This is a genomic window from Brevibacterium sp. XM4083 (genome assembly GCF_006489205.2).
In the GTDB taxonomy this organism is placed as follows: domain Bacteria; phylum Actinomycetota; class Actinomycetes; order Actinomycetales; family Brevibacteriaceae; genus Brevibacterium.
This window is the reverse complement of record NZ_VFYR02000002.1, coordinates 318184-340591: the sequence shown is the minus strand read 5'-3', so window position 1 is coordinate 340591 and position 22408 is coordinate 318184. Positions and strand designations below refer to the sequence as shown.

Below are 22408 nucleotides of genomic sequence, written 5' to 3'. Positions count from 1 at the left end.
CACTGTCGAACCGTGCGTCGCCGACCGACGTGCGATGCTGGTGGAATGGACATCGACTTCACCCCCTCTGCCGCCCCGCGCGCCGCGTACTCCGCGATCGCCCCGTCTGCGGACACCGCGGTCCTCTTCCTCCACGGCATCACCGGCTCGCCGGCGGCCTGGCAGCCGATCGCGCGCGCCCTGGCAGCCGAGGACCTCAGCGTCTCCGTCCCCCTCCTCCCCGGCCACGGGGGCACGTGGCGGGAGCTTGCGGCCACGACGTGGGCGGACTGGCTGACCGGCGCCGAGGCGGAGCTGCGTGAGCTCCAGGCCCGCCACACCCGGGTCGTCGTCGCCGGACTCTCGATGGGCGGGGCACTGACCCTCGCCCTGGCGGCGGGTGAGAACCCGCCGGATGAGATCGTCCTCGTCAACCCCGGCCTCTACATCGACTCCCCGCTCACTCCCCTGTTGCCCGTGCTCCGGCACGTCGTCCCCTTCGTCCCGGCGATCGGCAACGACATCGCCCATCCCGACCGCGACGAGTTCGCCGGCGACCGGACCCCGGTGGCCGCGGTCGCCTCGTTCGCCGCTGCCCTGCGCGACCTGCGGGAGAACCTCTGGCAGGTGGCGACGCCGACGACGGTGCTCGTGTCCGGTCAGGACAGCGTCGTCGGACCGCGGAGTCTGCGGGTGCTCCGGTCCCGCCTCGGCGTGCGAGCCGCCATCGTGCCGTTGCGGCGCAGTCGTCATGTCGCGACCCTCGACTACGATGCCGACGTCATCGCCGAGGCGGTCGCCGCCGCCGCACACCGCGCGCATGCTCCGCGCGCGGCCGGCGCCCCGCGGTCGGGGACGGATTCGCCGGTGCCGGGAATATCGCCGCAGCGGTGATTGCTGATGAATGACATGAGCGACGACGAGACCGAGGACTGGCGCCGGCACGTGCCGGAGTCCGAGACGATCGGCGACTCCTCCCGGGTCAGCGACAGCCACTGGGAGGATGTCGTGGCCCGGCTGTCCGAACCGGATGCGCCGATGAGCGAGCTGCCCGTCGAGGAGATCCGGGAGCGGCTGGCCGACGCCGAGCACTGGGAACCCGAGCCCGCGGCCCCGATCGGGTGGCGCACGGCTCCCCCGACGCTCATGCTCTCCGTCGTCGCGACCTTCGGCGCCGTCGTCCTCCTCATCATCGGCGCAGTCCTCTTCCGTCCGCTGCCGCAGTGGTTCCTCCTCGTCGGGCTCGCCGTCGGCATCGGCGGTGCGATCGGACTGTTCTTCCACCTGCCCAAGCAGTCGCGCACCGAGGGCGGGGACAGCGGAGCCTCGGTGTGAGCGCGTGTCAGGGGCGCCTGGCACACTGGCGACCATGACGTCTCCCGCCGCCCCCTTCGATCGGGCGCCGACCCGCCTCGAGCACACGCAGCTGAGCCTCGAGGACATCGGCACCCCGCTCTACGACGTCACGTTCGTCGTCGTCGACCTCGAGACGACGGGCACGCACGCGGGAACGGCGGAGATCACCGAGATCGGTGCAGTCAAGCTGCGGGCCGGGGAGGTCATCGGGGAGTTCCAGACCCTCGTCAAGCCCGAGCACTCCGTCATCACCCCGTTCGTCTCCCGCCTCACCGGCATCACCCACGCCATGGTCGACGACGCCCCGACGATCCGCTCGGTGCTCCCGAGCTTCCTCGAATTCGCCGCCGGCACCGTGCTCGTCGCCCACAACGCCCCCTTCGACATCGGCTTCCTCCGCTCCGCGTGCGACCGTCTCGACTACCACTGGCCGAGCCCTCAGGTGCTCGACACGGTGACGCTCTCGCGCCGCGTGCTCGGTCGCGACGAGGTCCGCAACCACAAACTCGGCACGCTCGCGGCCCACTTCGGCACCGCGGTCGAACCCGACCACCGCGCGCTGTCGGACGCCCGCGCGACCGGCGAGGTGCTCCACCGCCTCCTCGAGCGGTTCGGGAGCTTCGGCATCACCACCCTCGAAGAGCTCGCGACGGTCCGTCAGGCGGGCTGGGCCCGCCGCCAGGCCAAAGCGCACCTCGCGAAGGGCGTGCCCGCCGAGCCGGGGGTCTACATGTTCGTCGACGGCACCCGTCGAGTCCTCTACATCGGGAAGTCCGGCAACATGGCCCGACGCGTGCGCGGCTACTTCAACGCCTCGGAGAATCGGGGGCGGATGGCTGAGATGATCACCGCCGCCCAGGAGGTCACCGCGCTGCCGTGCGCGCACGTCCTCGAAGCGGAGGTGCGCGAGGTCCGCCTCATCGGCGAACTCGCCCCGCCGTACAACCGGCGGTCGAAGAACCCCGAGCGCAGCGCCTGGGTCGTCCTCAGCGACGAGGCCTACCCGAGGCTCTCCGTCGTCCGCTCCCGCTCCGCACTCGAGCGCTCACCGGCACCGCCGCTGGGCCCGTTCCGGTCCCGGAAGCGGGCCCAGGCGGTCAAGGAGCTCCTCGAGACCCTCTACCCCGTCAAACGGTGCACTGCGAAGGTGAGTCCCGCGACACTGGCAGCCCACCGTGCGTGCGTGAGCGCTCAGGTCGGACAGTGCGGGGGTCCCTGCGCCGGAGTCACCGATCCGAGCGAGTACCGGGCGGTCATCGCCGGGCTCTTCGGCGCGCTGTCGGGAGACTTCACCTCGCTGCGCGAGCACAGTCGGGAGAGGATGGCACGGCTGTCCGGGGAAGCCCGCTACGAGACGGCCGCCGAGGTCCGTGACGGCATGCGGGCGGCACTGACCACGGCCGCCCGCGCCGAGACCGTGGGAGGCCTGGCCGCCGTCGAGGAGATCCAGGCGTGGGCCCCGGGGGGTGAGGGCGGAATCGATCTCGTCGTCATCCGCCACGGTCGGCTCGCCGCGGCCGGTCACCGGTCGACGCCGACCGGCCTCGACGAGGCGTTCACGGCGCTGGCGGCGACGGCGGAGTGGGTGCCGGCCCCGGGCCTGTTCCCCTCCCCCGGCGATCCGCTGCCCGAGGAGACGCGGATGCTCGCCCACTGGCTGGAGACTGCCGTGCCGTGGTCGGTCACCGGGGAATGGGCGCTGCCGCGGGAGGGCGCAGCCTTCCACGCCCGGGCCTCAGGCGCCGTTCGCCTCGGCGATGCGTCGTGAGACCGTGACGAGCTGATCGAGCTTCTGGGCCCCGAGCCCGGAGTCGACGGTGTCCTCGACGATGCGCAGCTTCGCGGCGAGGCGCTCGGTGAACGATCCGACAGCCGCCTCGTCGGCGGCGACGAGCGCGGCGGCGGCGTTGATGAGGACGATGTCGCGCACCGGTGACTTCTCGCCGGCGAGCACCGACCGGGTGATCGCCGCGTTCTCGAGCGGACCCCCGCCGCGCAGGTCGTCCTTCGTCACCCGTTCGAACCCGAGGTCGAGGGCATCGAAGGTCGTGTGCTCGACCTCGCCGTGGCGGACCTCCCAGACGTCGTTGACATCGGTGTTGCTCAGTTCGTCGAGGCCGTCACGGGAGCGGAAGACGACCGCCTGGTGACCGCGTTTGGCAAGCGTGCCGACGACGAGCGGGGCCATCTGCGCATCGGCGACGCCGATCGCCGTGTGCCGGGCGCGGGCCGGGTTCGTCAGCGGACCGAGGATGTTGAACGCCGTCGGCACGCTGATCTGGCGCCGCACGGCGGCGACGAACTGCATCGACGGATGGAAGACGTTGGCGAAGCAGAACGCGAGCCCCACCTCGGCGGCGACGATGCCCGTCTGCTCCGGCGTGATGTCGAACCGCACGCCGAGAGCCTCGAGGACGTCGGCCGACCCGGACGCCGAGGAGGTCGCTCGGTTGCCGTGCTTGACGACCCGCTGCCCGGTGGCGGAGATGATCATCGCCGCCGTCGAGGAGATGTTCGCGGTCTTCGCCCGGTCACCGCCGGTGCCGACGATGTCGACGGAGTCCTCGAGACCCGGCAGGGGCACCGCGTGATCCATCATCGCGGCGACGAGACCGGCGATCTCCGCGACCGTCTCGCCCTTCGTGTGGTGTGCGGCGAGGAATGCGGCCATCGTCACATCCGGCGTCTGCCCGGACATGATCTGATCCATCGCCCACGAGGCCTGCGCCTCGGTGAGGTCCTGGCCGTGCATGAGGGTCATGAGCAGATCGGGCCAGTTCGCAGCGACATCCGCACCTGTCGAAGCGGTCCCGGTGACCGTGGTCGCCGGGGCTGTCGTGCGCGGGTGATCCGTCATTGCTCAGTGCTCTCCATCCGGGGGCGCGTGCACCGCCTCCCAACAGGAGGCGGACCTTACCTGCGGCATCCTATCGCGTCTTCGACACGCGGGGTGGAGATCACAGAATCACGAGATTGGGGCACCAATCCGGGGATTTCGCTACACCGTGTAGAAATTTCTCCTCCGAAACCTGGGTAAAAGGTGAAAACTCACCCCGAGACGGGTAATAATGGTGGGGTGTCAACTGCCACTGCATCCCAGACAGCGCCAGCGCATCCGGTAGTCAATCGCCCGAATGTGACCACGGTGGGCTTCATCGTGTTCCTCGCGAGCGACCTGATGTTCTTTGCCGCGCTCTTCGCCATGTACTTCACCATCCGATCCGTCGTCCCGGGTCTGTGGGAGACGCAGACCGAGCTGCTGAACGTCCCGTTCGCGCTCGGCAACACCATCATCCTGGTGTCGTCGTCCTTCACCTGTCAGATGGGCGTGTTCGCGGCTGAGCGGTTCCGGCCCCGCCGGACCGGAGGGCTGTTCAACATCGCCAAGTGGGGCATGATCGAGTGGTTCTACCTCACGTTCCTCCTCGGCGCGGTCTTCGTCTCGGGTCAGGTCATGGAGTACGCGGAGCTCGTGCGCGAGGGTCTGTCGATCGACACCGACGGATACGGTTCGGTCTTCTACCTGACCACCGGCTTCCACGGCCTCCACGTCACCATCGGACTCATCTGCTTCCTGCTCGTCATCGGACGCGCCTACGGAGCGAAGAAGTTCGGCCACCACGAAGCCACATTCGCGATCTGCGTGTCCTATTACTGGCACTTCGTCGATGTCGTCTGGATCGGCCTCTTCGGCGTCATCTACCTCCTCCAGTAGTCCACCGCCGACACGGTCACCCGGACATCAGAAACTTCAAGCAAAGGACTTTCCCGTGAAGCTTTTAGCAGATCGCCGCAGGCACCCGATGGCACTCGTCGTGCTGCTCCTCGTGGGCCTGCTGCTGACCGGCGGAGCGTATGCTCTCTTCACTCAGACCTCGAGCGCCAAGGCCCAGACCGCCAGCGCCTCTGACATCGAAGAGGGCCAGAAACTCTTCGCCGCGAACTGCGCAACCTGCCACGGCCTCAACGCCGAGGGCACCAAGGCCGGCCCCGGCCTCATCGGCGTCGGCGCCGCGGCCGTCGACTTCCAGGTCGGCACCGGTCGCATGCCCCTGCAGGCCAACGGCCCGCAGGCCCCCGCCAAGGAACCCCAGTTCAACGAGAAGCAGACCGAGCAGCTGGCAGCGTATGTCGCTTCTCTGGGACCGGGACCGGCGATCCCCGAAGCTCAGTACATCGATCCCGAGAAGGGCGATCCCGCTGTCGGCGGCGGCCTCTTCCGGACCAACTGCGCGATGTGCCACAACGTCGTCGGCGCCGGCGGCGCGCTGACCCGGGGCAAGTACGCCCCGAACCTCCAGGATGTCTCGCCCAAGCACCTCTACGAGGCGATGCAGACCGGACCGCAGAACATGCCCATCTTCAACGACGCGAACCTCACCCCCGAAGACAAGCGCGACATCATCTCCTATGTCCGCGAAGTCTCGGAGAACCCGTCCCCCGGCGGCTTCAAGCTCGGTTCGCTCGGACCAGTGGCCGAGGGCCTCTTCATCTGGTTCTTCGGACTCGCAGCAGTCATCGGTCTGACCGTCTGGCTGTCCTCGAGAGCGAAATGAGCGCAGCGTTGTTGACCACCTTCCATTACGAGATTAGACGGGGAATTATTCGATGACCTCGAAAGAGCACTCCGGCGGCGGCAGCCAGCTCGAGGAGTTGAACGGGTTCACCAACCCGGGTCTGCCCGAGCACAAGCCGCGTCTGTCCGACTCCGACCCCCGCGCCCAGAAGGTCGCGGAGCGCCAGGTCGCCTTCTGGTTCATGCTGTCGATGGTCGGCACGATCTGGTTCATCGTCGCGTACTTCCTCTTCCCCCTGGGTGAGGAGATGCAGAGCATCCGCATCGCCAACATGATGGTCGGCCTCGGTGCCGCCGTCGCGATGTTCTCCCTCGGTGCCGGCGCGGTGCTGTGGGCGAAGAACCTCATGAGCGATCACGAGGGCATCGACGAGCGCCACGACATCAGCGGCAGCGAAGAGGATCAGGCGATCGCGCTCGAGATCCTCCACCAGGCCAAGGAGGAATCGGGCATCGCCCGTCGTCCCCTCCTGCGCAACACGCTCATCGCAGCACTGGCGATTGCTCCCCTCCCGGCGATCCTCGTCTTCCGCGACCTCGGGCCGCTGCCCGGCGACGCCCTGTTCAAGACCCTGTGGGGCGAGGGCGTGCGGCTCATCCGCGATCCGGGCGGCATTCCCAGCCCCGATTCGGAGCGCCCAATCAAGGCCGAAGACGTCACGATCGGCTCCGCTTACCACGTTCTGCCCTCCGGCATCGGCGACGAGTCCAACGCCGGTCATGCGCTCGATGAGAAGGCGAAGGCCGCTGTTCTCCTCATGCGCATCGACCCCAAGGAACTCAAAGAGGATCCGGCACGCGCCGACTGGTCGCACGACGGCATCGTCGCGTACTCGAAGATCTGCACCCATGTCGGCTGCCCGGTGGCCCTCTACGAGCACCAGACCCACCATCTGCTCTGCCCGTGCCACCAGTCGACGTTCGACGTGACCGAGCACTGCAAGGTCATCTTCGGCCCGGCGAAGCGCCCGCTGCCACAGTTGCCCATCCGGGTCGACAGCGAAGGCTACCTGGTCGCGCAGTCGGACTTCCCTGAGCCTGTCGGACCTACGTTCTGGGAGATCAATCACCCATGAGTACTGCACAGCCCACAACAACCGTCGGGAAGCTGACGAACTTCACCGAACAGCGCGTCGGGGCCTCTGTCCTCGTCCGCGAGTTCGGGCGCAAGATCTTCCCGTCGCACTGGTCCTTCATGCTCGGCGAGGTCGCCCTCTACAGCTTCGTCATCGTCGTGCTCTCGGGCACGTTCCTCACGTTCTTCTTCCAGCCCGCCATGGGCGAGCTCCACTACGAGGGACCCTGGGTGCCGCTGCGCGGTGTCCAGATCTCCGAGGCCTATGACTCGACGCTCGCGATCTCCTTTGAGATCCGCGGCGGACTCTTCATCCGCCAGATGCACCACTGGGGCGCGCTGCTCTTCGTCGCAGCACTCAGCCTTCACATGCTGCGCGTCTTCTTCACGGGTGCCTTCCGCAAGCCGCGCGAGCTCAACTGGGTCGTCGGCGTCTTCCTCCTCATCCTCGCGATGGCTGCCGGCTTCACCGGCTACTCGCTGCCGGACGACCTGCTCTCGGGCAACGGTCTGCGCATCATCGACGGCATCCTCAAGTCGCTGCCGCTCGTCGGCACCTACATCTCGTTCTTCCTCTTCGGCGGCGAGTTCCCGGGTGTCGACATCGTGTCGCGACTGTACTCGCTGCACATCATGATCGTCCCGGCGCTGCTCATCGCGCTCATCGGCATCCACCTCATCTTCGTCGTCGTCCACAAGCACACGCAGTGGCCCGGCGCCGGACACACCGAGAAGAACGTCGTCGGCGAACCCGTCCTCCCGACGTTCGCCGCGAAGGGCGGAGGATTCTTCTTCCTCATCTTCGGTCTCATCTCCGTCATCTCGGCACTGTTCACGATCAACCCGATCTGGAACTACGGACCGTACGACCCCTCCCCCGTCTCCGCCGGCACGCAGCCGGACTGGTACATCGGCTGGGCCGACGGCTTCCTCCGCATCGTGCCGGGCTGGTTCGAGTTCTACATCGCCGGCTGGCCGATCTCGTTCAACATCAACAGCGCCGTGCTCGTCATGGGCGGCGTGTTCGCAGCGATGTTCGTCTACCCGTTCTTCGAGGCCTGGCTGCTCAAGGACAACCGTGAGCATCACATCCTCGACCGTCCGCGCAACAACCCCACACGCACCGCGATCGGTGTCGCAGGCATCATCTTCTACTGCAACATGTGGGCTGCTGCGTCGGGTGACATCATCGCCGTGTTCTTCCACATGTCGCTCAACGACATGATCTACATCTTCCGCACGCTCTTCTTCATCGGCCCGGTCATCGGCTACATCGTGACCAAGCGCATGTGCCTCGCACTGCAGCGCAAGGACCGTGAAGTCGCTCTGCACGGTCGGGAGACGGCGAACATCATCCGCCTCCCCCACGGCGAGTTCCTCGAGCGTCACGAGGCGCTCCCGCCGAACAAGCTGTGGAAGCTCACCGCGTTCGAATCGCCGCACTACATCCCGCCGCAGCCGAACGCCGAAGGCAAGGTGACCAAGCTCGAGAAGTTCCGCGCCCGCCTGTCGAAGTTCTTCTTCGAAGACCGTGTGGCACCGGTGACGAAGACCGAACTCGAGGCCTCGCACCACGACCACGGAGCGGTCGAAGGCGCGGATCAGAAGTCGATCAGCCACTGATCGCCACGGTTCGGGTTCCGGCGAGCACCGGATCCTGACCCGCTGACTCCGGTCGCACTCGAGAGGGCCCAGCACATCATGTGCTGGGCCCTCTCGCGTACCCGCCCACTGTCCCGCTCCCCCAGCTGAACAGCCGCGAGAACGTCCTCCTGAGGGGCGCACCTGGCGGTCGGCTCATCGACGGTGTCCGCGCTCTCCCCGCGTTGATCTCCCCTGTCCTGCGCGAACCTTCACGATGAAGTTCAGCCTGCCGAACAGCCGGGTGGCCGCTCAATCAACAGTTCGCGTGAAAATGTGGTCCCCAAAGGCGACTTATTCACGCCAAGTGTTGAATGAGCGGTCGGTGAGTCGCCGCAGCGGCGATGAACGCGCGAAGTGTTGAACGAGCGGCGCGGTTTCGGCGCGGAGTGCGACCGTCGCGATCCCTCGGGGTGACGCTCCCCGCGGGTGACCAGCCACGAGGCCACGGTGCCGGCGCGCTCACTCCCCTGGTCGCGATGGACTCTCTACGCGAGGGAACCGGTGGTCTGGGTCCCACTCGGCGGTATTGCTGAGGGCGTCGCTTTCCACGGTGCAATCGTTCGGGGGCCTCTGTGTCCGCTGGTCACCGTCCCGCGGCCCAGATCGCTGCAGCGCGTGCTCCACTGACGCGTTTTCGATCGCTCCAAAGAAGGGTGCTCAGTCAGCGATGGGTGCGCGTGCGGTCCCACGGTCCTCGAGGTGGTCCCACGGTGCGCGTGCGGTCGTACGGTCCTCAGTGCAGTCAGCGAATGGTGCGCGTGCGGTCGCACGGTCGTCGAGGCGGTCGACCGTCACGACGGGGACGGATCCGTGCGAACTCAGCGGCGCGAGGGCAGGGCAGTCGACGAGGTGGTGACCGCGCCCCCGAACACCGCGCCATCGCGCCTCGGACGACGACGGGATCGACGACCCCGCAGGCGGCCTTGCATCGACCACTGCGCTTCACCGCCCTGGGACGGATTGGAGAAGACGCTCAGGCCGCGTTGTCAGCAGCTGCAGGTGCCGTTGGTGGTATGAGGCGCGTTGAGCGCGGACAACGCGCTCCAGGGGGTGCAAGGGGGCTTCGGCTGATGCCAGGCCGCCATTGGACGGCCGGCTGATGCCCAGGCCGGCACTGGATGGCCTGCTGATGTCCCGCGCGCCGCCGGATTCAACAGGCACGCCGGCGCCCGCCCCCACCACAGCGACAGCGGGGTGAATGCGCGGAGGCCCGGACTCTCACGAGTCCGGGCCTCCGCGACTGAGCCGAGCATCAGCGATGCGGGCCGCTCATGCGGTGATCAGTGGGCGAATCCGCCGCGATCGTGTTCGTAGGAGATGCCGACGAGCGCGATGATGCCGAGCACGGCACCGAACGGGAAGATCCACCAGCCCATGGCGATGCCGTAGAAGGAGACGGCACCGGCAGCGGCGCAGACGATCGGCCACCAGCTCCACGGGCTGAAGAAGCCGTAGTCGGCATCCGCATCCGAGATCTCGGCGGTCTCGGTGTCCTGGGGCTGACGGCCGACGCGACGGTCGGTCAGCCACAGGTAGACGCCGATCATGATCGACATGACGCCCACGAGGAGGAGGGCCGGGAAGCCCACCATCTCGTCGAAATGGGTGACGAAGCCGTAGATGACGGCCATGATCATGAAGAAGATGCCGCAGAGGACGAAGAGATTGATCGAAGCCTTCACTTGGCAGCACCTCCGGTGAGCTGAGGTTCTGCGTGGCCGTGTCCGGCGTATTCGAGAAGCTCAGGATGGTTGACGTCGAATGCCGGGCGCTCCGAACGGATGCGAGGCAGCGACGTGAAGTTGTGGCGCGGGGGCGGGCACGAGGTCGCCCATTCGAGCGAACCGCCGTAGCCCCACGGATCGTCGACGGTGACCTTCGGCGCATTGCGCGCCGTGATCCACACGTTCCAGAAGAACGGAACCATCGAGAGACCGAGCAGCATCGCGCCGACCGTCGACACCTGGTTCATCCACGTGAAGCCGTCCTGCGGCAGGTAGTCCGCGTAGCGACGGGGCATGCCGTCGACGCCGAGCCAGTGCTGGACGAGGAACGTGCTGTGGAAGCCGATGAAGAGGATCCAGAAGTGGATGTGGCCGAGTTTCTCGTTGAGCATCCGGCCCGTCCACTTGGGCCACCAGAAGTAGAATCCGGCGAACATCCCGAACACGACCGTGCCGAAGACGACGTAGTGGAAGTGCGCGACGACGAAGTACGAGTCCGAGACCGACTGGTCGAGCGCCGGGCTGGCGAGGATGACACCCGTGAGACCGCCGAAGAGGAAGGTCACGAGGAAGCCGATCGCCCAGACCATGGGCGTCTCGAACGTGATCGAGCCTCTCCACATCGTGCCGATCCAGTTGAAGAACTTCACACCTGTGGGAATCGCGATGAGCATCGTCATGAAGGCGAAGAACGGCAACGCCACCACGCCGGTGACGTACATGTGGTGCGCCCACACGGTCACGGACAGGGCCGCGATCGAGATCGTCGCGAACACGAGCTCCTTGTAGCCGAAGACGGGCTTGCGGCTGAAGACAGGGATGATCTCCGTGATGATGCCGAAGAACGGCAGAGCGATGACGTAGACCTCTGGATGTCCGAAGAACCAGAACAGGTGCTGCCAGAGTATGGGTCCGCCGTTGCCCGGACTGAACACATGGGACCCGAGTATGCGGTCGGAGGCGAGCACGAGCAGGGCCGCGGCCAGCGGCTGGAAGGCCATGAGCACGAGGATGCCGGTGATGAGGACGTTCCAGCTGAAGATCGGCATGCGGAACATCGTCATGCCCGGAGCGCGCATCGTGATGATCGTGGTGATGAAGTTGACCGAACCGAGGATCGTGCCGAAGCCCTGCAGCGCGAGGCCGAGGACCCAGAGATTGCCGCCCGCGCCTGGTGTGAATGTCGTATTGCTCAATGGCGCATACGCCGTCCAGCCGAATGCTGCCGCACCCTGCGGGGTGAGGAAGCCGGAGAGGGCGATGAGGCTGCCGAAGAGGTAGAGCCAGAACGCGAAGGCGTTGAGTCGGGGGAACGCGACGTCGGGAGCGCCGATCTGCAACGGCATGATGACGTTGGCGAAGCCGGCGAACAGCGGTGTCGCGAACATCAGCAGCATGAGCGTGCCGTGCATCGTGAACAGCTGGTTGTACTGTTCCTTCGTCTCGACGATCTGCATGCCGGGCTCGAAGAGCTCGAGGCGGATGATCAGAGCCATCACGCCGCCGACGCAGAAGAAGAAGAACGAGCCGATCAGGTACATGTACCCGATGGTCTTGTGATCCGTCGACGTGATCCAGTCGACGATGATCTTGCCCTTGCTCCGGGGTACGACCGGAGCGTCGAGAGCCGGTTTCTCAGCTGTCGCGGTCATTCTTGAGCACCTTCTTTCGGGTACCAGTTGCGATCGTACTCAGGCCCGAGCTGACCGGTGTTGCCCTGATCAGCCAGAGACTGCGTGTACTCGTCGAACTCCGCCTGCGAGACGACCTTGACGTTGAAGAGCATCTCGGAGTGGTATTCACCGCAGAGTTCGGCACACTTGCCGACGAAGTCGCCTTCCTTCTCGGCACGCAGATACAGGCTCTGGTCGTTGCCGGGGATCATGTCGCGCTTCTCGAGGAAGGCGGGGACCCAGAAGGAGTGGATGACGTCACGCGAGTGGAGCTTGATCTCCAGGTCGGTGTTGACGGGGAGGTAGAGAGTGGGGGCGTTCTCGCCCGGTTCAGCGGTGCCGTCCAGCGGCACCTGCGTGCCGGCGTAGTAGACGTCCTGGTTGACGTAGTTGAAGTCCCACGCCCACTGCTTGGCGGCCACTTCGATGACCTGCGTGCCCGGGGTCCGGTCGTCGGTCGTCTTCGCCATGACCTGGACGTTCTGGAAGAAGAATCCGAGGACGAGGATGACGGGGGTCACCGTGAAGAGGATCTCGATGGGCATGCTGTAGCGCATCTGCACCGGCAGGCCGCGATCGTTCTTGCGGCGACGGTAGGCGACGATGGCCCACAGGATCAGACCCCAGACGATGAGTCCCACGATCATCGAAGCGATCCACGCTCCGTTCCACAGCGAGGTGTAGGCCTCGGTGTGGTTGGTCGCGCCCTTCGACTCAAGGGGGAAGAAACCGTTGGCAATCTGCTCTTTCGTACATCCCGAGAGCAACACCGGCAGAACCACGGCGCCCAGAATGCCGAGCCGCTTCGCCCAGGACCGGCGCGGTCCTGGCTGATTCGGAGAATCCACGTGCAGCCTTTCACAACCATCTTCGCCGTTCGGCAGGCCGAAAGACGAGTACGTACTTTGTCATCTAACAGACTACCGCTACACACGGTAGAAATTCACATGCAGATGTTCATTTGTTGAGAATTCGCTGAGCACGATTGCCGCGGAGCGCGGATTCTAGGCGCGCGGCGTAGTCGAGACCGCTGATCTCCGACACGCCGAGGGTGGCCAGATGTGGTGTCTGCCACTGTGTGTCGATGAGCCAGTCGGGATCATCGTCCGAGGTGGCGGGGTCGGTTCGGGGGCCGGAGGGCGACCGCGCCGCATCCGGTTCCGGCTCGCCGTCGAGGAGGGCGACGAGGTGGACGAGGGCGGCCTTCGAGGCATCGCGGTCGCGGTGGAACATCGATTCGCCGGCGAAGAGGGACCCGATGGCGACGCCGTAGAGTCCGCCGACGAGGCGCCCGTCTCGGCGCACCTCGATCGAATGCGCCCAGCCGTCGGCGAAGAGGCCTTCGTAGAGGCTGATGATCTCCGCGGTGATCCAGCCGCCGGGACGGCTCGGTTCTGCGCACGCGCGGATGACCTCGCCGAAGGACTCGTCGACGGTGAACTCGAAGCCGCGCAGCGATTTGCGCAGGCTCTTGCTCACCTTGAGGTCACCGGGCAGGAGGACGCCGCGACGGCGCGGGCCCCACCACCCCATGCGACCGGTGCCGCCGCGGCCGATGCCCATCGGGAAGAGTCCGGCCCGATATGCGGAAAGAACCTGGTGATCTGTGGCCGTCGTCGTGACGGCGCGCAGATCCTCCAGGTCCATTTCGTCAGTGCTGCTGTGCGGCTGCCGGGTCAGCGGTTCCGCTCAGTGGAACGAGTCGCCGCAGGCGCACGATCCGCCCGCATTCGGGTTGTCGATCGTGAAGCCCTGCTTCTCGATGGTGTCGGAGAAGTCGATGGTCGAGCCGTTGAGGTAGGGCACGCTCATCCGGTCGACGATGACCTCGACGCCGTCGAAGTCGCGCACGGCATCCCCGTCGAGGTGACGCTCGTCGAAGTAGAGCTGGTAAATCAGACCTGAGCAGCCGCCGGGCTGGACGGCCACGCGCAGGCGCAGATCGTCACGGCCCTCCTGCTGGAGGAGGCTGCGCACCTTGTCCGCCGCGGTCGTCGAGAGTTCGACCTCGTGCGTGGCAGTGGCTTCGTTCGTCGCTGTCATTGGTACTCCTTCATTGTTCCTGGGCCCAGGCTACACCGCGTTCAACGCGGATCATCCGGGACCTATTCCCCGCGCGCCGAAATCCTCGGCGCTCACGCCTGCGCTGACGTGCCCGGCGCGGCGTCGCCGGCGCGACGACCCTGACGTCCGAGGGCGTCGAGGAGAAGCGCCTCGGCGACGATCGCAGCCTTGAAGTCGGGCAGATACAGGGATTCGTTGGCGCTGTGCGCTCGGGCGTCGGGATCTTCGACCCCGGTGACGAGGATCGAGGCCTGCGGGAAGACCTCGAGGAGGTCGGCGATGAAGGGGATCGATCCGCCGATGCCCATCGTCACCGATTCGGTCCCCCACGCCTCGGTGAGAGCGGCCCGGGCGACCCGGACAGCGGGATCGTCGAGGTCGGCCTGCCAAGGGCTGCCGCCCTCGGTCGCCCCGATGCTCAGGGTCGCGCCGAAGGGAAGATTGTCCTCGAGGTGCTTCGTCACCGCCGCGATCGCGCTCTCAGGGGTGTCCCCGGGGGCGAGTCGGATGGACAGCTTCGCCCGCAGGCTCGGCTGCAGGGTGTTCGAGGAGACGTCGACGTCGGGGATGTCGAGGCCGATGACGGTGATCGACGGCTGCGTCCACATCCGGGAGGCCAGGCTCCCGGTGCCGATGAGCTCAGTGCCAGGCAGGACACCGGAGTCCTCGCGGACCGTGGCCTCGGCGTAGTCGATCGGGGATTCGGGCACCGCGGCGAGTCCGGCCACCGCGACCGCGCCGTCGTCGTCGTGGAGGCTCGCGAGCACCTTCGTCATCGCGAGCATCGCATCGGGCACCACTCCCCCGTACATGCCCGAATGCACGGCGTGATCGAGCGTGGAGACCTCGAATTCGAGGGCGCACATCCCGCGCAGGCTCGTCGTCAGGGCCGGGGTGCCGGCAGCCCAGTTGCTCGAGTCGGCGACGACGATGACGTCGGCGGCGAGTTTGTCGCGGTAGCGCTCGAGGAAGTTCCGGAAGCTCGGGCTGCCCGCCTCCTCCTCCCCTTCGATGAAGAGGCGCACCCCGACGCCGAGGCGGTCGGCGAGCAGCCGCAGAGCCGTGAGGTGGACCATGATCCCGGCCTTGTCGTCGGCGGCGCCGCGACCGAAGAGACGGTCCCCCTTCCGCGTCGCGACGAACGGCTCGGTGTCCCAGGCCTCGTCGCGGCCGGGCGGCTGGACGTCGTGATGGGCGTAGAGGAGCACCGTGGGTGCCCCCGCAGGCCCCGGCGCCGAGGCGACGACGGCGGGATAGCCGGGTGTGCCGTCCGCGGTGTCGGCGGTGAGGATCTCGACGTCGAGGCCGAGGTCGCGGGCGAGGGCGGCGACCGCCTCGGCGCTGGCCGTGACCGCGGCGGGATCGAAGCTCGGCCAGGCCACGGACGGGATCGCCACGAGATCGGCGAGGGAGTCGAGGACGTCGTCGAAGATCTCGTCGACGCGGGTGTGCAGGGAGGCGCCGTCAAGCGCGGAAGTCGATTCGGTCATGGTCCAACGGTAGTATTGAAAGGGTGTTCGGAAGCAAAAAGACTCACGAGGACAACGACTCCTCCACGACGCCAGACGACGACCTCACCGCAGGCGAGGCCAGCCCTCGTGATGCGGAAGCGAAGAAGGGACGTCCCACCCCCAAACGCAGCCAGCAGGAATCGATGCGGCGCCAGCCGCTGGTCTCGAAGGATCGCAAGGTGGCGAACCAGCGGGCCAAGGAGCAGCAGCGCAAAGAGCGCGACCGTGCGCGCATCGGCATGATGAACGGTGAGGAGAAGTACCTCACCCGCCGTGACCGGGGCCCGCAGCGCCGCTACGTCCGCGATTTCGTCGACGCCCGCTTCTCGATCGGGGAGCTCTTCATCCCCGCCGCGATCCTCATCCTCGTCGTCGCCTTCACCCAGCCCGTGGCGATCCAGCAGTACTTCACGTACGCGGTGTGGGGTCTGCTCGCGCTCGTCATCCTCGACGGCTTCATCCTCAACTACATCCTCAAGGGACGCCTGCGGGCGAAGTTCGGCACGGTCGAGCGCGGCCTGCCGTTCTACGCGGTCATGCGCAGCGTCCAGCTGCGGCCGCTGCGCATGCCCAAGCCGCAGGTCAAGCGTCGCCAGTACCCCGAGTGAGCAGGCGGGTCCGCCCGCCGGAGCGGATGATCCGGCCGGGCCAGAACGGGCCCGAGTAGATCATCTCCGAATAGACCTGAACGAGATCGGCGCCCGCTGCCACGCGGGCGCCGACGTCGTTTCCGTCGCCGATGCCGCCGACGGAGATGATCGTCAGCTCCCCGCTCACGGTGGCGGCCACGAGCCGGAGCACCTCGAGGGAGCGCGGAGCCAGGGGGCGCCCGGAGATGCCGCCGGCCTGGGACCGGGCGAACTCGGCCTCGGGGCCGGTGAGCACAGCGCGATCGATCGTCGTGTTCGTCACGATGAGGCCGTCGGCGCCGGTGCGCACCGCGAGGTCGCAGATGTCGACGACATCCTCGTCGGAGAGGTCCGGGGCGATCTTGACGAGCAGCGGGACGTGACCGAGGGTCGACCGGGGTGCCGCGACCACCTCGGCGGCGGCGTCCCTGACAGCGGTGATGATCGGTTCGAGACTCGCCACCGACTGGAGGTCGCGCAGACCGGGGGTGTTCGGGGAGCTGACGTTGATGACGAGGTAGTCGGCGAGCGGGGCGAGCTCCCGGGTCGAGGCGACGTAGTCGGCGACCGCGTCAGCGGCGGGCACGACCTTCGTCTTGCCGATGTTGACTCCGATGATCGGACGCTGCCGGGCGGGCAGTGCGTTGAGCGCGCGACGCTGGGCGGTGATGTTGAACGACGCCTGCCGGGCGCCGTCGTTGTTGAACCCCATCCGGTTGAGCAGCGCGCGGTTGCGCAGCAGTCGGAAGAGCCGCGGCCGGTCATTGCCCGGCTGGGCGTGCGCGGTGATCGTGCCCACCTCGATGTGTCCGAAGCCGAGGGCCGACAGCGCGCGGATGCCGACGCCGTTCTTGTCGAAGCCGGCGGCCAGGCCCACCCGGTTGGGGAAGGTGAGGCCGAGGACGTTCACCGGAGCGCTGGTGCCCCGGGCGAAGACGAGGCGCAGCAGCCGGCCGAGCAGTGGGATCCGGTCGAGGATCCGGAGGGCGGAGAAGGAGAGATGGTGCGCGCGCTCGGCGTCCATCGGTCGGAAGACGAGAGAGAAGATGAGTCGGTACACGCCTCAACAATAGGGCAGTGCCCGGTGCCCGCTGTGCTCCGAACACGACCTCGGCGGGTTTTGCGACTAGGATCGAGACAACGCTCAACGACGAAGAAAGGGATTCCATGCCCGGTGCCACCACCCCCAGCAGCTACGCTTCGACGACCCCCACGAAGGTGAGTGCAGCCGTCCTCGTCCTCGGCGTGGCCGACGGTTCGGTCCACGGCCTCGACTCCGCGAAGACGGTGCGCACGGCCGTCGACGACGCGGCCCGGGCCATCGAATTCACCGGGAAGGCCGGGGCCACCGCGCGCATCCCCGCACCCAAGGGCGTGACCGCCGAGAGCATCCTCCTCGTCGGTCTCGGCGACCTCGATGCCACGAGCGCCGGCGACGATGCCGCGGCCGCGAACGAAGTCCTGCGCCGGGCCGCCGGTGCCGCACTGCGCGCACTCTCGGGCGCCTCCTCGATCGCCGTGGCACTGCCCGTCGACTCCCCCGCCGCCGTCGAAGCCGTCACCGTCGGCGCCGCCCTGGGCGCCTACCGCTTCACGACCTACCGCTCGGGCGACGATGACCGCGTGCCCGGCCCCGTCACGGTGCTCGGCCCGAAGGGCAAGACGTACGCAGCGGCTCACGAGGCCGGCACGATCATCGCCGCGGCGACGAACGCCGCCCGCGATCTCGTCAACACGCCCCCGCTCGACCTCTACCCGGAGTCCTTCGCCCAGCTCGTCAAGGACCAAGCGAAGTCCCGCAAGGTCAAGGTCACCGTCCTCGGTGAGAAGGAACTCGCCGCCGGCGGCTACGGCGGCCTCATCGGCGTCGGTCAGGGGTCGACCCGGGGACCGCGCCTCGTCAAGGTCGAGTACAGCCCGAAGAAGGCCCGCCGTCACATCAGCTTCGTCGGCAAGGGCATCACCTTCGACTCCGGCGGTCTCTCCCTCAAGCCTGCCGCGAGCATGGAGGACATGAAGTCCGATATGGCCGGAGCCGCAGCGGTCGTCGAGGCGGTCTTCGCGATCGCCGACCTCGGACTGCCCGTCCGCGCCACCGCCTGGCTGCCGCTGGCGGAGAACATGCCCGGCTCCTCGGCGCAGCGTCCCTCGGACGTGCTCACCATGCGCAGCGGCAAGACCGTCGAGGTGACGAACACCGACGCCGAGGGTCGCCTCGTCCTCGCCGACGCGCTCACCGACGCCGGGGCGGAGGACCCCGACCTCCTCATCGACGTCGCCACCCTGACCGGCGCGCAGATCGTCGCCCTCGGCAACCGCACCTCCGGAGTCATGGGCACGCCCGCGGCCCGCACGACGGTGGCTGAGCGGGCCGCCGTGGCCGGTGAGGACGTCTGGCCGATGCCGATCCCCGAAGAGCTGCTCTCCGGATTCGATTCGACCGCCGCCGATCTCAAGAACTCCGGCCCGCGGGCCGGCGGCATGCTCGCCGCCGCCGCGTTCCTCCAGGAATTCGTCGCCGATGACGCCGAATGGGCGCACATCGACATCGCCGGTCCGAGCTTCAACACCGGCTCGGCCTTCGGCTACACCCCGGCCGCGGCGACCGGAGCCGCCGTGCGCACGCTCGTCGAGATCGCCCGCGACGCCGACTGACCAGCATCGCCGCGCCGTGTCCCGGGCGCCGAACTCTGCGTCCGGGACACGGCGGGAGTGATGCTCCCCACCTGTGGCGCAACAGACACCGTTTGCTTTCGCCCCTGGCGAGAAAAGTGGAAAGATAAGAGGGAAAGCTGCCCTTGGCAGGCTTGACCACAGCTACGAGGAGTAATCCGTGAGTGACGCATTGACCTATGACCTTGTCGTCCTCGGCGGCGGACCCGGCGGCTATGCCGCTGCTCTGCGCGCCGCAGAACTCGATATGAAGGTCGCCCTCATCGAACAGGACAAGGTTGGCGGGACGTGCCTGCACCGCGGCTGCGTGCCGACGAAGGCCCTCCTCCACACGGCGGAGATCGCCGATGCCGCGAAGGACTCGGAGACGTTCGGCGTGCAGGCGGAGTTCAAGGGCATCGACATCGACAAGGTGCTCGACTACAAGAACAACGTCATCAACCGCAACTACAAGGGTCTCCAGGGTCTCGTCAAGGCCCGCGGCATCGACACCTACATCGGCAAGGGCAAGCTCGTCGGCGAGGACACCGTCGAGGTCACCGGCGACGATGAGCACTACACCCTCAAGGGCAAGAACATCATCCTCGCCACCGGTTCGACGTCGAAGACCATCGGCCTCGACGTCACCGACCGGGTCATCACCTCGACCGAGGCCCTGCAGCTGGCGACCGTGCCGAAGTCGGTCATCGTCCTCGGCGGCGGCGTCATCGGCGTCGAGTTCGCGAGCGTGTGGAACTCCTACGGTGCCGACGTCACGATAGTCGAGGGTCTGCCCCACCTCGTGGCCAACGAGGACGAGTCGATCTCGAAGGCGCTCGAGCGCGCGTTCAAGAAGCGCAAGATCAACTTCAAGCTCGGCGTCATGTTCAAGGGCGTCGAGGAGACCGCCGACGGCGTCAAGGTGACGCTCGAGGACGGCACGACGCTCGAGGCCGAGTACCTCCTCGTCGCCGTCGGACGCGGTCCCGTGACCGAGGGACTCGGCTTCGAGGAGCAGGGCATCCCGATGGATCGCGGCTTCGTCCTCGCGAACGAGCGCCTCCACACCGGAGTCGGCAACATCTACGCGATCGGCGACATCGTCCCCGGCCTCCAGCTCGCCCACCGCGGGTTCGGCCAGGGCATCTTCGTCGCCGAGGAGATCGCCGGCCTCAACCCGGCACCGATCGTCGAGAGCGGCATCCCGCGTGTGACGTACTGCGAACCGGAGATCTTCTCCGTCGGACTCTCGGCGAAGCAGGCCGAGGAGAAGTACGGTGCGGACAACGTCGAGACGCTCGAGTACAACCTCGGCGGCAACGGCAAGTCGGTCATCCTCAACACGACCGGCTTCATCAAGGTCATCCGGGAGAAGGACGGCCCGGTCGTCGGCATCCACGGCATCGGCGCGCGTCTCAGTGAGCAGGCGGGCGAAGCGCAGCTCATCGTCAACTGGGAGGCTTTCCCTGAGGAAGTCGCACAGCTCATCCATGCGCACCCGACGCAGAATGAGGCGATCGGCGAGGCACACCTGGCCGCCGCCGGCAAGCCCCTGCACTTCCACTCATAAGATCCGAGGAGACGAAAGACATGTCGAATTCCGTTCAGATGCCGGCTCTCGGTGAGTCGGTGACCGAAGGTACAGTCACCCGGTGGCTGAAGTCCGTCGGCGACACCGTCGAGGTCGACGAGCCCCTGCTCGAGGTCTCGACCGACAAGGTCGATACGGAGATTCCGAGCCCGTTCGCCGGCGTGCTCGAGAAGATCCTCGCCGACGAAGACGATGTCGTCGAGGTCGGCGGCGATCTCGCGTACATCGGCGACGGCAGCGATTCCGGATCCGCCGAGGTGGCTCCTGAGGAGGAGCCGGCGAGCGTGGCGGCCGAAGAGTCGGCCCCCGCCGAGGAGAAGGCCGAGGACGAGGCTCCGGCCGAGGACACCTCCTCGTCGGCAGAATCCTCCGAGTCCGAGAAGTCCGCAGAGTCCGCTCCCGCCGCTGACTCCCAGTCGTCGTCCGGTGAGGGCACCGAGGTGACGATGCCGGCGCTCGGCGAATCCGTCACCGAGGGCACTGTGACCCGTTGGCTCAAGGAAGTCGGCGAAGAGGTCGAGGTCGACGAACCGCTCCTCGAGGTCTCGACCGACAAAGTCGACACCGAGGTTCCCTCCCCCGTCGCCGGTGTCGTCCAGGCGCACCTCGCCGAGGAGGACGAGACCGTCGAGGTCGGCGCTCCCCTCGCACGCATCGGTTCGGGAGCTCCGGCGGAGTCGCAGCCGGCCGCCGAGGAGTCGAAGCAGGAGGAGGCTCCGAAGGAAGAGGCGCCCAAGGAAGAGGCTCCCCAGCAGGAGACTCCGAAGGAAGAGGCACCTCAGCAGGAAGCTCCCAAGCAGGAGGCTCCCAAGGAGGAAGCCCCGAAGCAGGAGGCTCCGAAGCAGGAGACGAGCTCCGCCTCCGCTCCGGCAGCGCAGTCGGCGGCCGCCGCGCAGTCCGCTCCGGCGAAGTCGGAGTCGGCTCCGGCGAAGTCCGAGTCGGCGGCGGCTGACACCGTCGGAGAGAACTCCGCGTACGTCACGCCGCTCGTGCGTCGTCTCGCCAAGGACGAGGGCGTCGATCTCTCGACCGTCACCGGCACCGGAGTCGGCGGCCGCATCCGCAAGCAGGACGTCATCGCCGCAGCGGCGAACCGTCCTGCCGCAGGATCGTCCGCTGCGGCACCGGCTGCCTCCGGCGAGGCGAAGAAGCCGTTCACGCTCGAGATCCCGGAGGAGGCTGCGAAGCTGCGCGGCACCACCGAGAAGGCCTCGCGCATCCGCCAGACCATTGCGAAGCGGATGAGCGAATCGCTCGAGGTCTCGGCTCAGCTCACGCAGGTCATCGAGGTCGACATGACGCGGGTGGCGAAGCTGCGCAAGGCGAACAAGGACGCGTTCCTTGAAAAGCACGGCGTCAAGCTCACCTACCTGCCGTTCTTCGCGAAGGCGATCGTCGAGGCGCTCAAGCAGCACCCGAAGGTCAACGCGCAGTACGATCTCGAGACCCAGCAGATCACGTACTTCGACCACGAGAACCTCGCGGTCGCGGTCGACACTCCGCGTGGTCTGCTCGTGCCGGTCGTCAAGGACGCCGGGGATCTCAGCATCGCGGGCCTCGCCAAGGCCATCGACGATGTCGCCGATCGCACCCGCAACAACAAGATCATGCCGGACGAGCTGTCGGGCGGCACCTTCACGGTGACGAACATCGGCTCCGTGGGTGCGCTCTTCGACACGCCGATCATCAACCAGCCGCAGATGGGCATCATCGGCACCGGTGCGATCGTGCGTCGCCCGATCGTCGTCAAGACCGCTGACGGCGAGGAGTCGATCGCGATCCGCGACATGGTCTACCTTCCGCTCACCTACAACCACCAGCTGGTCGACGGTGCGGATGCGGGACGCTTCCTGCAGACGATCAAGGCGCGTCTCGAGGACGGCAACTTCGAGGCCGACCTCGAACTCTGAGCCACCGCGATCTCAGCAGCCCGC

At 67.2% G+C, this 22408-nt stretch carries 19 protein-coding genes; 11 read left to right on the top strand and 8 right to left on the bottom strand.

Going from position 1 to position 22408, the window contains the following annotated elements; translation table 11 throughout:
- The first annotated feature begins 45 nt into the window (after positions 1-45).
- The 3 genes from FJ887_RS07340 to FJ887_RS07330 are packed head-to-tail and all read left to right on the top strand — an operon-like array spanning position 46 to position 3103.
- Positions 46-873, top strand: coding sequence for an alpha/beta hydrolase (locus tag FJ887_RS07340; protein ID WP_140955021.1), 828 nt, complete (start codon positions 46-48; stop codon positions 871-873).
- Positions 874-888: 15 nt separating this feature from the next.
- Positions 889-1314 (top strand): hypothetical protein, encoded by a 426-nt coding sequence (locus FJ887_RS07335; protein ID WP_140955022.1) that lies wholly within the window; start codon positions 889-891, stop codon positions 1312-1314.
- Between the two features lie 34 nt (positions 1315-1348).
- Positions 1349-3103 (top strand): DEDD exonuclease domain-containing protein, encoded by a 1755-nt coding sequence (locus FJ887_RS07330; protein ID WP_140955023.1) that lies wholly within the window; start codon positions 1349-1351, stop codon positions 3101-3103.
- Here the strand turns inward: FJ887_RS07330 and trpD are convergent.
- A complete protein-coding gene (gene trpD, locus FJ887_RS07325; RefSeq protein ID WP_137826143.1) occupies positions 3071-4192 on the bottom strand; it encodes an anthranilate phosphoribosyltransferase in 1122 nt (373 codons plus the stop codon). The genes FJ887_RS07330 and trpD overlap by 33 nt on opposite strands.
- 219 nt (positions 4193-4411) lie before the next feature.
- Between trpD and ctaE the strand changes: the two genes are divergently transcribed.
- Genes ctaE through qcrB form a run of 4 tightly spaced genes read left to right on the top strand, consistent with a single transcriptional unit; the run spans position 4412 to position 8609 of the window.
- On the top strand, positions 4412-5050 hold the full coding sequence (gene ctaE / locus FJ887_RS07320) for an aa3-type cytochrome oxidase subunit III (RefSeq protein WP_486005686.1): 639 nt from the start codon (positions 4412-4414) through the stop codon (positions 5048-5050).
- A gap of 55 nt (positions 5051-5105) precedes the next feature.
- Positions 5106-5891 carry a cytochrome bc1 complex diheme cytochrome c subunit gene (qcrC, locus tag FJ887_RS07315; RefSeq protein WP_137826141.1) on the top strand — a complete coding sequence of 262 codons (786 nt, stop codon included), beginning with the start codon at positions 5106-5108 and terminating at the stop codon, positions 5889-5891.
- 52 nt (positions 5892-5943) lie between these two features.
- A complete protein-coding gene (gene qcrA, locus FJ887_RS07310) occupies positions 5944-6987 on the top strand; it encodes a cytochrome bc1 complex Rieske iron-sulfur subunit (RefSeq protein WP_137826140.1) in 1044 nt (347 codons plus the stop codon).
- Positions 6984-8609 (top strand): cytochrome bc1 complex cytochrome b subunit, encoded by a 1626-nt coding sequence (qcrB, locus tag FJ887_RS07305; protein ID WP_140955024.1) that lies wholly within the window; start codon positions 6984-6986, stop codon positions 8607-8609. The genes qcrA and qcrB overlap by 4 nt, the downstream gene beginning before the upstream one ends.
- A gap of 1301 nt (positions 8610-9910) precedes the next feature.
- On the opposite strand, the gene FJ887_RS07300 is transcribed toward qcrB, so the two are convergent.
- The 6 genes from FJ887_RS07300 to FJ887_RS07275 all read right to left on the bottom strand — a co-directional run bounded on the left by FJ887_RS07300 (position 9911) and on the right by FJ887_RS07275 (position 15581).
- On the bottom strand, positions 9911-10312 hold the full coding sequence (locus tag FJ887_RS07300) for a cytochrome c oxidase subunit 4 (protein ID WP_137826138.1): 402 nt from the start codon (positions 10310-10312) through the stop codon (positions 9911-9913).
- Positions 10309-12006 (bottom strand): aa3-type cytochrome oxidase subunit I, encoded by a 1698-nt coding sequence (ctaD, locus tag FJ887_RS07295; RefSeq protein ID WP_140955025.1) that lies wholly within the window; start codon positions 12004-12006, stop codon positions 10309-10311. The genes FJ887_RS07300 and ctaD overlap by 4 nt, the downstream gene beginning before the upstream one ends.
- Positions 12003-12875, bottom strand: coding sequence for an aa3-type cytochrome oxidase subunit II (ctaC, locus tag FJ887_RS07290; protein ID WP_140955026.1), 873 nt, complete (start codon positions 12873-12875; stop codon positions 12003-12005). Before ctaC ends, ctaD begins: the two co-directional genes overlap by 4 nt.
- Positions 12876-12984: 109 nt before the next feature.
- Positions 12985-13674 carry a leucyl/phenylalanyl-tRNA--protein transferase gene (locus FJ887_RS07285; RefSeq protein WP_140955027.1) on the bottom strand — a complete coding sequence of 230 codons (690 nt, stop codon included), beginning with the start codon at positions 13672-13674 and terminating at the stop codon, positions 12985-12987.
- 42 nt (positions 13675-13716) lie between these two features.
- On the bottom strand, positions 13717-14070 hold the full coding sequence (locus FJ887_RS07280; RefSeq protein WP_140955028.1) for a HesB/IscA family protein: 354 nt from the start codon (positions 14068-14070) through the stop codon (positions 13717-13719).
- 92 nt (positions 14071-14162) lie between these two features.
- Positions 14163-15581, bottom strand: coding sequence for a M20/M25/M40 family metallo-hydrolase (locus tag FJ887_RS07275; RefSeq protein WP_140955029.1), 1419 nt, complete (start codon positions 15579-15581; stop codon positions 14163-14165).
- 23 nt (positions 15582-15604) lie between these two features.
- Between FJ887_RS07275 and FJ887_RS07270 the strand changes: the two genes are divergently transcribed.
- On the top strand, positions 15605-16210 hold the full coding sequence (locus FJ887_RS07270) for a DUF3043 domain-containing protein (protein WP_137826132.1): 606 nt from the start codon (positions 15605-15607) through the stop codon (positions 16208-16210).
- On the opposite strand, the gene FJ887_RS07265 is transcribed toward FJ887_RS07270, so the two are convergent.
- Positions 16185-17291: a quinone-dependent dihydroorotate dehydrogenase gene (locus FJ887_RS07265; RefSeq protein ID WP_140955030.1), complete on the bottom strand. Its 1107-nt coding sequence runs from the start codon at positions 17289-17291 to the stop codon at positions 16185-16187. The genes FJ887_RS07270 and FJ887_RS07265 overlap by 26 nt on opposite strands.
- 107 nt (positions 17292-17398) lie before the next feature.
- Between FJ887_RS07265 and FJ887_RS07260 the strand changes: the two genes are divergently transcribed.
- From FJ887_RS07260 to sucB, 3 genes are all read left to right on the top strand, one after another.
- A complete protein-coding gene (locus FJ887_RS07260; protein ID WP_140955031.1) occupies positions 17399-18886 on the top strand; it encodes a leucyl aminopeptidase in 1488 nt (495 codons plus the stop codon).
- 178 nt (positions 18887-19064) lie between these two features.
- Positions 19065-20453, top strand: coding sequence for a dihydrolipoyl dehydrogenase (gene lpdA, locus FJ887_RS07255; protein ID WP_137826129.1), 1389 nt, complete (start codon positions 19065-19067; stop codon positions 20451-20453).
- Between the two features lie 20 nt (positions 20454-20473).
- Positions 20474-22384 carry a 2-oxoglutarate dehydrogenase, E2 component, dihydrolipoamide succinyltransferase gene (gene sucB / locus FJ887_RS07250; protein ID WP_140955032.1) on the top strand — a complete coding sequence of 637 codons (1911 nt, stop codon included), beginning with the start codon at positions 20474-20476 and terminating at the stop codon, positions 22382-22384.
- Positions 22385-22408 lie beyond the last annotated feature (24 nt).